The 12547-nt window shown below is 36.9% G+C and carries 10 protein-coding genes and 1 other annotated feature; of the genes, 9 read left to right on the top strand and 1 reads right to left on the bottom strand.

From position 1 onward, the window contains the following. Positions 1 to 358 precede the first annotated feature (358 nt). From hemA to Q8X41_RS06725, 9 genes are all read left to right on the top strand, one after another. On the top strand, positions 359 to 1723 hold the full coding sequence (hemA, locus tag Q8X41_RS06765; protein ID WP_397539491.1) for a glutamyl-tRNA reductase: 1365 nt from the start codon (positions 359 to 361) through the stop codon (positions 1721 to 1723). A 99-nt stretch (positions 1724 to 1822) separates the two neighbouring features. Further along, positions 1823 to 2653, top strand: a complete 831-nt coding sequence (locus Q8X41_RS06760; RefSeq protein ID WP_397539490.1) for an inner membrane protein YpjD — start codon at positions 1823 to 1825, stop codon at positions 2651 to 2653. Between the two features lie 19 nt (positions 2654 to 2672). Beyond that, the gene (gene hemC / locus Q8X41_RS06755; protein ID WP_397539489.1) at positions 2673 to 3605 is read left to right on the top strand and encodes a hydroxymethylbilane synthase; all 933 of its coding nucleotides are present in this window, start codon (positions 2673 to 2675) and stop codon (positions 3603 to 3605) included. Continuing rightward, positions 3595 to 4353 carry a uroporphyrinogen-III synthase gene (locus Q8X41_RS06750; RefSeq protein WP_397539488.1) on the top strand — a complete coding sequence of 253 codons (759 nt, stop codon included), beginning with the start codon at positions 3595 to 3597 and terminating at the stop codon, positions 4351 to 4353. The genes hemC and Q8X41_RS06750 overlap by 11 nt, the downstream gene beginning before the upstream one ends. A 2-nt stretch (positions 4354 to 4355) precedes the next feature. Then, the gene (gene hemB / locus Q8X41_RS06745; protein ID WP_397539487.1) at positions 4356 to 5339 is read left to right on the top strand and encodes a porphobilinogen synthase; all 984 of its coding nucleotides are present in this window, start codon (positions 4356 to 4358) and stop codon (positions 5337 to 5339) included. A 3-nt stretch (positions 5340 to 5342) separates the two neighbouring features. Next, a complete protein-coding gene (gene hemL / locus Q8X41_RS06740) occupies positions 5343 to 6635 on the top strand; it encodes a glutamate-1-semialdehyde 2,1-aminomutase (RefSeq protein WP_397539486.1) in 1293 nt (430 codons plus the stop codon). A gap of 191 nt (positions 6636 to 6826) precedes the next feature. Further along, positions 6827 to 7420: a hypothetical protein gene (locus tag Q8X41_RS06735; RefSeq protein WP_397539485.1), complete on the top strand. Its 594-nt coding sequence runs from the start codon at positions 6827 to 6829 to the stop codon at positions 7418 to 7420. A gap of 806 nt (positions 7421 to 8226) precedes the next feature. Beyond that, positions 8227 to 8440 (top strand) — a binding site (T-box leader). Positions 8441 to 8557: 117 nt separating this feature from the next. Next, positions 8558 to 11185 carry a valine--tRNA ligase gene (locus tag Q8X41_RS06730; protein WP_397540212.1) on the top strand — a complete coding sequence of 876 codons (2628 nt, stop codon included), beginning with the start codon at positions 8558 to 8560 and terminating at the stop codon, positions 11183 to 11185. A gap of 212 nt (positions 11186 to 11397) precedes the next feature. Then, complete coding sequence (locus tag Q8X41_RS06725) at positions 11398 to 11709, top strand: excalibur calcium-binding domain-containing protein (protein ID WP_397539484.1); 312 nt, start codon at positions 11398 to 11400, stop codon at positions 11707 to 11709. Positions 11710 to 11730: 21 nt separating this feature from the next. Here the strand turns inward: Q8X41_RS06725 and Q8X41_RS06720 are convergent, their stop codons facing one another. Beyond that, on the bottom strand, positions 11731 to 12546 hold the full coding sequence (locus Q8X41_RS06720) for a RimK family alpha-L-glutamate ligase (protein WP_397539483.1): 816 nt from the start codon (positions 12544 to 12546) through the stop codon (positions 11731 to 11733). Position 12547 lies beyond the last annotated feature (1 nt).

The following is a 12547-nucleotide window of genomic DNA, read 5'->3' as shown; positions in this document are numbered from 1 at the left end:
GTATGATTTGATAAAATATAGATTATAATAATTCTAAAGAAAAAATATCGATTCTTATCCCGCATTAACGGACAGTAATATCCCTACCTCAGATTGAGCGAGAAGCAAAGAAGATAGTTGGGGGATAACTGCCCGTAAAAGCCCGATTGGTTCGGTCCAACAGGATGTTGGACACTCAGTTGTTGCCACAGGACGTGGCGAAATTAAACTGAGTTCTTTTTTCAGTGGGAGATGAAGAGCCCCCACTGATGGAAGTTTCACTTTATGTCATATCCTGTTCACAAAATAAAAGCAGGATAATTCATATTTTGTGCTATAATAGGAATCGTTAATTCGAACGTGAGAGGTGTATAATTTCATGCATACCATAGTAGTAGGCTTGAATTATAAAACAGCGCCCGTCGAAATTCGTGAGAAATTCTCATTTACTGAAGAAGAACTACCGAATGCGATGAGAGCATTACAAAGCCAAAAAAGTATATTAGAGGATGTAATTGTCTCAACTTGTAACCGTACTGAAATTTATGCAGTGGTAGATCAACTGCATACAGGACGTTATTATATTAAACAATTCCTATCAACTTGGTTTAAAGTTCCAGTTGAGTTTTTTGAATCTCATCTTTACATTCGTGAAGAAGATAGTTCAATGATGCATCTATTCAATGTTTCTTCAGGAATAGACTCAATGGTATTAGGCGAAACTCAAATTTTAGGACAAGTTAAAGGTAGCTTTTTAAAAGCTCAAGAAATTGGAGTTACAGGTACTGTTTATAATAAATTATTCAAACAAGCCATAACATTTGCAAAACGCGCGCATGGTGAAACAGCTATTGGCGAAAATGCCGTTTCTGTTTCTTACGCAGCGGTGGAACTTGCAAAGAAAATTTTCGGATCATTATCAAATAAACATGTAGCTATTTTAGGTGCAGGCAAAATGGGTGAACTTGCAGTTGAAAATTTATACGGTAGCGGTGTTGGTAAAGTAACTGTTATTAACCGTACATTTTCTAAAGCAGAAACATTAGCAGAGAAGTTTAATGGTACTGCAAAATCTATGCAAGAACTGCAATGTGTATTATTAGAAGCAGATATTTTAATTAGTTCAACTGGTGCGACAGATTATGTAATTGATTATGATTTAATGCAACATATCGAACATTTACGTAAGGGAAAACCGATATTTATGGTTGATATTGCTGTTCCCCGAGATCTGGATCCACGTATTGGCGATCTTCAAAATGTATTCTTATATGATATCGATGATTTACACGGTATTGTCGAAGCGAATCTTGCTGAACGTCAACGCGCAGCTGAAAAAATTACATCTATGATTGGTTCAGAAATCGATGAATTCAAAGAATGGATGACTACTTTAGGTGTTGTTCCTGTTATTGCAGCACTTCGAGAAAAAGCTGCTCGAATCCAATCAGAAACAATGCAAAGTATTGAAAATAAAATGCCTGACTTAACTGAGCGTGAAAAAAAGGTATTGAATAAGCATACGAAATCGATTATTAACCAATTGTTAAAAGAACCTATTTTGCAAGCAAAGGAAATGGCGAGCTCTCAAAATCCAAAAGAGCAATTAGCGTTATTTCAACAAATTTTTGGAATTGAAGAAGAAGTAGAAGAAGAAGCTAGAAAACAACAACTTCACCAAAAAGAACGCATGCAAAAACAAGCATTAGCAACACAGATAACTGATGCTAAATTATCATATTAAAGAACTTTTTTGAATGCGTTTTCGTATCTATGTGGTAAACTAATAGGTGCGAAGGCGCTTTTTTCATCTAATGTAAAACATGACACAAAGGAGTTTGTTATGACTGATTTGACGATGACAAGGCTACATGAAGCAATGGTCGTCTTATATGCGATCAGTCTTGTCTTTTATTTTATAGATTATCTCAATAAAGATGCCAAAGCACACCGAATTGCGTTTTGGCTTGTATCGATAGTATGGATTTTGCAGTCCGTTTTCTTAGGGCTTTATATTATAGATACACATCGATTCCCGATATTATCCTTGTTTGAAGGAATCTATTTCTATGCTTGGCTTTTAGTAACGATTTCGATATTATTGCATTGTTTATATCGTGTCGATTTGCCGGTGTTCTTCTTAAATGTCATCGGTTTTATCTTTATGTCGATTCATACATTTGCACCAAATCAAATCGCGCAGTCACCAGTGGGACATTCACTCGTTTCTGAGTTGCTCGTTATCCATATAACGTTCGCAATATTGTCATATGTTGCTTTTTCTTTGTCATTTGTTTTCTCCACATTGTATTTAATCCTATATAATGTACTTAAGAAAAAGAAATGGACAAAACAATGGACGAGATTACCCTCTTTAGAGCAAGCTCAAAAAGGTATGTCGGGTGCATTATTAACAGGTATTCCATTTTTATTGATTAGTTTAATATTGGGATTGCAATGGGCCTATGTTTCATTAGCTAATTTTACAATTTTCGATGTGAAGATTGTTGGCTCATTTATATCATTATTAATCTATTGTGTAATTTTATATGGAAATCGAAAAGGAAAACTACAAACAACAATGTATGCTTGGACACATGTCTATGCGTTCTTGATCATTATTATTAACTTCTTCTTAGGAAGTCGTTTATCAAGTTTTCACTTTTGGTATTAATAGAAAGGTTGGATTATAAGTGCGTAAAATTATTGTAGGATCTAGAAGAAGTAAACTTGCTTTGACACAAACTAAGTGGTTCATCGACCAATTAAAAAAAGCCGGTGCTCCATTTGAATTTGAAGTGAAGGAAATTGTAACGAAAGGTGATAAAATCCTTGACGTTCAATTGTCAAAAGTAGGCGGTAAAGGCTTATTTGTTAAAGAAATTGAACAAGAATTATTCGATAAAGAAATCGATTTTGCTGTTCATAGCATGAAGGATATGCCTGCTGTACTTCCAGAAGGACTTGTAATCGGATGTATTCCGAAACGTGAAGATCCTCGTGATGCATTTATTTCAAATGGCCATGTGAAATTTGCAGACCTTCCCAAAGGTGCAGTTGTAGGTACTAGTAGTTTACGTCGTAGTGCACAATTATTACTTGCACGCCCTGATTTAGAAATCAAATGGATTCGCGGTAACGTTGATACCCGTTTAGCAAAACTTGAAACAGATGAATATGACGCCATTATTTTAGCAGCTGCAGGTTTAAAACGATTAGGCTGGAATGATGAAGTTGTTACTGAATATTTATCCACGGATGTTTGTATGCCGGCTGTCGGACAAGGCTCACTAGGTATTGAATGCCGTAGTGAAGATGAAGAATTACTTGCAGAACTTGCTAAATTGACAGACCAAGCAACTTGGGAAGAAGCACAAGCTGAACGTGCGTTCTTAGCTGCTATGGATGGTGGCTGCCAAGTGCCGATCGCAGGATTTGCACGCTACAATGATGGTCAAGTGGATTTTAAAGGTTTAGTAGCAGCTCCTGATGCTTCTGTTTTCTATAGAGAATCTTTAGTTTCAAAAGACGCTATTGCAGCTGGTAAAGAAGTTGCTGCTAAGTTAACAAAACAAGGTGCCTTTGATTTGATTCAAAAAGTAAAGGCTGAGCAAGATGCAAAATAATTTGCCTTTACAAGAACAACAAATTGTTCTGACAGGCACGAATATTACGCATTCTATATCTTCCAAAATTACAGCTTTAGGCGGCAAAGTATATCATTTGCCGCTTATTACTGTACATGAAATCGAAACGTCAGAGGATTTCCAGATGCTTGAACATGCGATGAATTGTGAATGGCTACTATTTACTAGTCAAAATGCTGTACAAGCTTTTTCAAATAAACTAGCACGTTTAAAACAAACTAAAGAGAATTACTTGGCGAAAATTGCTGTAGTAGGTGAGAAAACAGCACAAGCTCTCGAAAAGTTAGGTTTTAAGATTGATTTTATGCCTTCTACATATAGTGCAGATACCTTCGTTAAAGAGTTCCCAATGCATGTTGGACAATTAAAAAGTTGTCTATTCTTGAAAGGAAGTTTAGCAAAGGCTACTATAAAAGAGGGATTACCGTTTCCAGTAGAAGAATGGACTGTTTATGAAACAATTCAGACAACAGAACATGCCTCTGCTTTGAAAGAATTGATTGTGCAATCACCAACCGTAACTGTGATCTTTGCAAGTCCTTCTGCAGTAGAAGTTTTTGCAAAGCATATAGCTCCTGAAATCGGTTGGAATGGCTTTAAGATTGCAGCAATCGGTCATGTGACAGAGACGGCATTGCAAAATGTTGGGGCAGCGGTAGATATAAAACCAGAAAAGTATACAATGATGGCCATTATTGACGAATTAGCTAAAGGAAAGGAACTTTAATCATGACAGACTTAAACTTTAAAAGACATAGACGTCTACGCCAATCTGCAACTATGCGTGCAATGGTAAAAGAAACATACTTACACAAAGAAGATTTCATCTATCCAATTTTCGTAATCGATGGCGAAAATATTAAGAATCCAGTGAATTCAATGCCAGGTGTATATCAATTTTCTTTAGATCGTTTAGGCGAAGAAATGGATGAGGTTGTATCTCTAGGTATTCCATCTGTTATTCTTTTTGGTCTTCCAGCTGAAAAAGATGAGGTTGGTACACAAGCTTTCCATGATCACGGTATCGTACAAGAAGCTACACGTTTCGTCAAAAAGAACTACCCTGATATCGTCGTAGTCGCAGATACTTGCTTATGTGAATTCACTTCACATGGTCACTGTGGCGTTGTATCAGAAGACGAAAAAATCTTAAATGATCCTTCGCTAGATCTTCTTGCAAAAACAGCTGTCTCACAAGCACAAGCAGGCGCAGATATTATCGCACCTTCTAATATGATGGATGGATTTGTTGCTGCAATTCGCAAAGGATTAGATGAAGCTGGGTTTGAAGATGTTCCAATCATGTCATATGCTGTAAAATATGCATCTGCATACTATGGCCCATTCCGTGATGCTGCTGATGGTGCACCAAAATTCGGTGACCGTAAAACATATCAAATGGACCCATCAAATCGTTATGAAGCAATGCGTGAAGCTACTAGTGATGTTGAAGAAGGCGCAGATTTCTTAATCGTAAAACCAGCATTATCATACTTAGATATTGTTCGTGATGTTCGTAACAATTATGACTTACCAGTTGTTGCATACAATGTAAGTGGTGAATATGCGATGGTTAAAGCAGCAGCAATTAATGGCTGGGTAGATGAAAAACAAATCGTTCTAGAAACTTTGACAGGTATGAAACGTGCTGGAGCGGACTTAATCATTACTTACCACGCGAAAGATGCAGTTCGCTGGATGGAGGAGAAATAATCAATGACTCGTTCACATGAAAAATCAAAAGCAGCATTTGCTGAAGCTATCAACCTAATGCCAGGTGGCGTTAACAGCCCAGTTCGTGCATTTAATGCAGTAAACATGGACCCAATTGTGATGGAAAAAGGTCACGGTGCAATCATTACTGACGTAGATGGTAATGATTATATTGACTATGTATTATCATGGGGCCCACTAATCATCGGCCACACTCATCCTGATGTTGTAGCAACGATTCAACGTGTTGCTGAAACAGGTACAAGCTTCGGTGCATCTTCAGTCATCGAAAATGAGTTAGCTAAAGAAGTAATTAAACGTGTTCCATCAGTTGAAATGGTGCGTATGGTTTCTTCAGGTACAGAAGCAACTATGAGTGCAATTCGTGTTGCTCGTGGCTTCACAGGACGTGATAAAATCTTAAAATTCGAAGGTTCTTATCACGGACATGGTGACTCATTATTGATTAAAGCTGGTTCAGGTGTTGCAACACTAGGTTTACCAGATAGCCCTGGGGTTCCAATGGGAATCGCTCAAAATACTTTGACAGTCGCGTATAACGACTTAGAATCTGTTAAACAAGTGTTCGAAAAATACGGTGAAGAGATTGCCGCAATCATTGTAGAACCAGTTGCGGGTAATATGGGTTGCGTTCCTCCTCTTCCTGGCTTTTTAGAAGGCTTACGCGATATTACAACGAAAGCTGGATCATTATTAATCTTTGATGAAGTAATGACAGGTTTCCGTGTAGGATTTAACTGTGCTCAAGGATATCTAGGTGTTACTCCTGATCTTACTTGCTTAGGTAAAGTAATCGGTGGTGGACTTCCAGTAGGTGCTTTTGGTGGTCGTCGTGAAATTATGGAACGTGTTGCTCCAGCAGGTCCAATTTATCAAGCGGGCACACTTTCAGGTAACCCTTTAGCTATGGCTGCTGGTCTTGAAACATTAAACCATGTTACACCAGAATCATATGATTACTTCAAAAAATTAGGAGACCAATTAGAAGTTGGCTTCCGTGAAGCAGCAGAAACTTATAATATTCCACACACTGTAAACCGTGTAGGATCTATGATTGGCTACTTCTTAACAAATGAAAAAGTTATCAACTTTGATACAGCAAAAACTGCCGATTTACAATTATTTGCAGACTACTATGCATTAATGGCTGAAGAAGGTATTTTCCTTCCACCATCCCAATTCGAATGCGTATTCTTCTCAACAGCTCATACAGAAGAACATATCGCAAAAACAGTAGAAGCATTCCAAAAAGTATTCAAGAAATTAGCTCGTTAAATATAAAAGCCGGCTCATAGAGCTAATCAAGTAAATCCAGGGAATAAACCTTCCCTGGATTTTTTTGTATACGAATAATTATTCTAATATAATATATCAAATGACATAACTAGAAGGGCAATTTATCCCTGACATATGTTCTATCTTCAATTATATCTGCATATACATGAAGATAGAGGAGGGATAGCAAAGTGCAAAAAATTACCTGGGAAATAAATGAGGCATTTATTTTTCCAGAAACTTATGGCTGCCCAGTAAAAGCGAACGATATTCATGTTAAACCACGTTGGGAACAACAAGTTGATGATTTATCAGTATCGCTTTCAGGGATTTATCATTTATCAGCTTTTCTGGAATTTGACGCAGGCAAGGAAAGAGAAAAACAATTATCAAATGAATGTACCTTAATAGATGAGGTGGAATGGCAAGAGAAGCAAGGATATTTTGAATACGCGATTCCTTTAGACGTTAGTCTGCCAAAAGAGGGTATAGTACATTCATCCATTCAATTAAATACAAGAGATGTTGATGTACAATTGCGAGAAGATGGTGTTTGCAATATTAAATGCCATGTGGATTGCCTCTATGATGAGGTGCCAGAAGAAAAAGAATCACTGGAAGTAGCACAGCCCTTTGAAAGTAATGCAGTGATTCTTCATTCAGAAACAGCTACAGATATGGATGCTGTTGCAGATTCAGAGGAATCCATATTGAGTGAATTTTTGTGGGATTTAGAAGAACATTATACGAGAGTCCAAATACCATTAAATAAAATCCGTTATTAATAAAAAACAAAGAAGTATTAAGAATAAAAGTATGATTATATCCCATGTTGTAGGAAATATTATGACACGAACAAATTGAAAGCATGAAATAGGAATAATGATATTTCTGCAATAAAATCTAGTCTTTCTCAACCAAGGGGGAAGTAAATAAGGATTGTAACGATTTTTTTTCAAAATTCCATCTCCTTTCTGTTAATTAAAAAATCCATTCCTAGTAATATATGTTGCTAGGGATGGATTTTTGTAGTTAAAGTGGGTAAGTAATTGTTTTAGTTTCTTTAGTTGTTGTATCAAATATAGTATTGGTTAAAGAATTATTTTCGATTTCTAAAAATAGCTGGGGATCGGTCATCGATTTTCGTCATTACTGCTACCTTTAAATTTGTATAGACATTATCAATCAATGCAACTGTTGAATATCCATTTTTTGTAATCTGATATATCGGTGAAAAAGCTATTTAAGTGATTTACATTAATATTTTATTTAGATAATATATGTGAATCTTCACCTTTCAAAAAGAAATAATAGTAACCTGCTGCAAATGTCATACACATTTCATTTATAAAGTTAAATTTTTTATCTGTTGTTTTTGGGAAATGATTATGATTCTATGTGATCCCTTCCTCTAGTAAAAGGGCATCATTTACTAAGAAATAGCAAAAATGATTATTATCCTCTTCTTTAGGGGCATAGTCCTCTATACAAATGTACAGTGATTCCATGTGAAGAAAGTTGAAATTTGTTTTAAGTATTCTGAAAAACTTGAAAAACAATGACGTATTCGTTACAATGGATACAGCTATATATATATGCTGAGAAGGGGAGGAGTAGAACGCTCCTACTTGTAAGAGAGGGAACGGTTGGTGAAAGTTCCTCAAGTAGTCGTTTGAAGGTAGCCCTGGAGCAGTTTCTGTGAAAGATTAAGTAGCAGTAACCGGTTAGTAGCCGTTATGAGATGAAGTGTCAGCCGATTTGTGCTGAAATTAAGGTGGTACCGCGAATATTCCTTCGCCCTTTTTCTAGGGTGAAGGTTTTTTTTATTTTAAAGCGGAGGTAGCTCGTTCAAAAGCCCCTATACTTCATACTATGATGAGACATTAAAGGAGGTCATTGTATTGACTGAACAAAACACATCTATGCCAACAAAGTATGATCCACAGTCCATTGAACAAGGTCGTTATGAATGGTGGCTTGAAGGTGAATTCTTCAAAGCACAACCTGAAAGTGGAAAACAACCATATTCCATCGTGATTCCACCACCAAACGTAACAGGTAAATTACACTTAGGTCACGCTTGGGATACAACGCTTCAAGATATTCTAATCCGTATGAAACGTATGCAGGGTTACGATGCTCTATGGTTACCAGGTATGGACCATGCAGGTATTGCAACACAAGCAAAAGTAGAAGCAAAACTACGTGAACAAAATATTTCTCGTTACGACTTAGGTCGCGAAAAATTCCTCGAAAAAACGTGGGAATGGAAAGAAGAGTATGCAGGAACAATCCGTCAACAATGGGCTAAGATGGGTCTTGCATTAGATTATTCTCGTGAACGCTTCACATTAGATGAAGGCCTATCAGACGCTGTAAAAGAAGTATTCGTAAAACTTTACGAAAAAGACTTAATCTACCGCGGTGAACGCATCATCAACTGGGATCCACAAGCGAAAACTGCATTATCTGATATTGAAGTAATCTACAAAGATGTTCAAGGTGCTTTCTATCACATGGAATACCCATTAGCTGATGGATCTGGCAAACTTGAAATCGCAACAACTCGTCCAGAAACAATGCTTGGTGATACTGGTATTGCTGTAAACCCTAAAGATGAACGCTACGCTCATTTAGTAGGTAAAACTGCGATTCTTCCAATCGTAGGTCGCGAACTTCCAATCGTTGCAGATGACTATGTTGACTTGGAATTCGGTACGGGTGTTGTTAAAATGACTCCAGCTCATGACCCTAATGATTTTGAAGTAGGTAACCGCCACAACTTAGAACGTATTATCGTGATGAACGAAGACGGTACAATGAATGAAAATGCTGGTAAATATCAAGGTATGGATCGTTTTGAATGCCGTAAACAGATCGTAAAAGACTTACAAGAACAAGGTGTACTTATTAAAATCGTAGACCATATGCATTCAGTAGGTCACTCTGAACGTACTGGTGTTGTTGTAGAACCTTACCTTTCAGCACAATGGTTCGTTAAAATGGAACCTCTAGCAAAAGCTGCTCTTGAACTTCAAGAAAAAGAAATGGAAAAGGTAAACTTTGTGCCAAACCGTTTCGAAAACACATACTCTCGCTGGATGGAAAATGTTCATGATTGGTGTATTTCTCGTCAATTATGGTGGGGTCACCAAATCCCAGCTTGGTACCACAAAGAAACAGGTGAAGTTTACGTAGGTAAAGAAGCACCAGCAGATGAAGAAAATTGGAATCGTGATGAAGACGTTCTTGATACTTGGTTCTCTTCTGCATTATGGCCATTTTCTACAATGGGCTGGCCTGATGAAGCAAGCGCAGAATACAAACGCTACTATCCAACAAGTACATTAGTAACAGGCTATGACATCATCTTCTTCTGGGTTTCTCGTATGATTTTTCAAGGTCTTGAATTCACTGGAGAACGTCCATTCAAAGACGTATTAATCCACGGTTTAGTACGTGACGGCGAAGGTCGCAAAATGTCTAAATCACTTGGTAACGGCGTTGACCCAATGGATGTTATCGAAAAATATGGTGCAGACTCATTGCGTTACTTCTTAGCAACTGGCTCATCACCTGGTCAAGATTTACGTTACACAACTGAAAAAGTGGAATCTGTTTGGAACTTTGCAAACAAAATTTGGAATGCATCTCGTTTCGCATTGATGAATATGGATGGCATGACATATGATGAAATCGATCTTTCAGGCGAAAAATCTGTTGCAGATAAATGGATTTTAACACGCTTAAACGAAACAATCGAAGAAGTAACTAAACTTGCTGATAAATACGAATTTGGTGAAGTTGGCCGTCAATTACACAACTTTATCTGGGATGATTTCTGTGACTGGTACATTGAAATGGCGAAATTACCATTATACGGTGAAGATGAAGCAGCGAAGAAAATGACTCGTTCCGTACTAGCTTATGTACTAGACAACACAATGCGTCTATTACATCCATTAATGCCATTTATCACTGAAGAAATCTGGCAAAACCTTCCTCATGAAGGAGTATCTATCACTCACGCTTCATGGCCAGTAGTGAACCCAGAATATACTTTTGATCAACAATCTCAAGATATGAAATTGCTAATGGATATCATCCGTGCAGTACGTAATATCCGTGCAGAAGTAAATACACCAATGAGTAAAAAAGTGCCAATGTACATCTCGGCAAAAGATGCAGCGACATTAGCAGTACTTGAAGACAACAAAGCGTATATCGAAAAATTCTGTAACCCAGAAACACTAACTTTAGGTGAAAACTTACAACCTGAAATGAAAACAATGTCAGCAGTTGTATCAGGTGCAGAGCTATTCTTACCACTTGAGGGTTTAATCGATGTAGCAGCTGAAATCGAACGTCTAAATCATGAACTTGAAAAATGGAATAAAGAAGTAAAACGTGTTCAAGGTAAGCTAAACAACGAACGCTTCGTATCAAAAGCACCAGACGAAGTAGTTGCAGCTGAACGCGAAAAAGAAGCGGACTACCTTGAAAAATTCGCTACCGTTGAAAAACGAATTGCTGAATTGAAAAATATGTAATAAAGCAAAAACGCTCAGACTTGTTCTGAGCGTTTTTTTATACTTTAATTTTGTCATTCATAAACTTTGCTAAATAAATAGCTCAAAAGTACGTATATAAATGAAAATATATTAATATAATATTACTGGATTTACTGAGTTTTGATGTTTTTGATATTAAGTTATTTATTTTAATCTATTATTATAATGGAGTATTTTTAGGAGGAATTGATTTGAAACGAACACTGAAATTATGCGTCGCAACAGCCCTTGCCGCAACTACATTTTTAGGTACGACATTTGTAGATAATCATGATGCAAATGCTCGTGGTACAGGAATTTACTCAAGCTGTAAGGCTTTTAACCATGTATATCCACATGGGGTAAAGAAATCAGCTAAAACTAAAAACGCTGTACATCAACGTCACGGTGGTATTATATATCGATATTCTTCTGCAAAGGTATCATCTAGTATTTACAAAAAGGCAATACATGAAAACTATGACTTAGATCGTGATAACGACAATATTGCTTGTGAAAAATAAAGGAAAGGGTGTAATGATTTATTACGCCCTTTCTTTTTGTTGATTAAAGTATTCGATGATCAGTGACGGTAAAAACTCATCATATAACTCGTAATAGGATCTAGCCCCAACCGGATCTTCAATTTCATTTAGTATCCAATCACCACTGGGTAACAGTAAAAAGTCTATGCCGATATAATCGCTTTTTAAAGCTTTCTGCAGCCTCTTAACCTGTTCTCGTTTCTCAGCATCTAATTCGTATTTTTCAATTGTTCCACCTAAAGTGTAGTTGGAGCGGAAATCTTGTCCGCCTATTCGTTTGACAGTGCCAATGATCTCTGAACCTAGAACCCAAACTCTGACATCTGTTGCATTTGATTCGATATATGGCTGGATAATTGTTTTGCGATTATGCCATTTCTCTTGAAGGTCTGTCAGTTCATCTACATTTTTGCATAGTGCAACTTCATTACCACCATGCCCATCAATTGTTTTAATGATGACAGGGTATTGCTGAATCTGGTGATCCAATAGAATTGGAACAGTAGGAATTCCTTGAAGTTGTGCAAACTGCAAGGTGTTTTTTTTATCATTTGCTAAGGCATTCACAAATGAACTATTAAATACTTTAATACCTATAAGTTCTAACTTTTTAGCAATTTGGGCATTACGCGTACGATTCCAGACAAATAGTGGCTCGCCAAAAGTTGTATCCAAAAAGTTTAGGTCGATTCCATCTGTGATAACTAATGAGAGTTCGATATCATGCTTTTTCGCAGCTTCTATCACTTGTTCGATAAAAATACCATTTTTCTCTGCATCTTGTTGCTCGTATAAAAGATAGGCGTGTTTCATCATC

The organism is Rummeliibacillus pycnus (assembly GCF_044359855.1).
Taxonomy (GTDB): domain Bacteria; phylum Bacillota; class Bacilli; order Bacillales_A; family Planococcaceae; genus Rummeliibacillus; species Rummeliibacillus pycnus_A.
This window is presented reverse-complemented; position numbering and strand designations above follow the sequence as displayed.

What these genes read in the sequence shown, in the direction of transcription:
- hemL (WP_397539486.1), top strand. Translation starts at nt 5,343, where the DNA reads ATGACTCGTTCACATGAAAAATCAAAAGCAGCATTTGCTGAAGCTATC.
- hemB (WP_397539487.1), top strand. Translation starts at nt 4,356, where the DNA reads ATGACAGACTTAAACTTTAAAAGACATAGACGTCTACGCCAATCTGCA.
- hemA (WP_397539491.1), top strand. Translation starts at nt 359, where the DNA reads ATGCATACCATAGTAGTAGGCTTGAATTATAAAACAGCGCCCGTCGAA.
- Q8X41_RS06750 (WP_397539488.1), top strand. Translation starts at nt 3,595, where the DNA reads ATGCAAAATAATTTGCCTTTACAAGAACAACAAATTGTTCTGACAGGC.
- Q8X41_RS06760 (WP_397539490.1), top strand. Translation starts at nt 1,823, where the DNA reads ATGACTGATTTGACGATGACAAGGCTACATGAAGCAATGGTCGTCTTA.
- Q8X41_RS06730 (WP_397540212.1), top strand. Translation starts at nt 8,558, where the DNA reads ATGCCAACAAAGTATGATCCACAGTCCATTGAACAAGGTCGTTATGAA.
- Q8X41_RS06720 (WP_397539483.1), bottom strand. Translation starts at nt 12,546, where the DNA reads ATGATGAAACACGCCTATCTTTTATACGAGCAACAAGATGCAGAGAAA.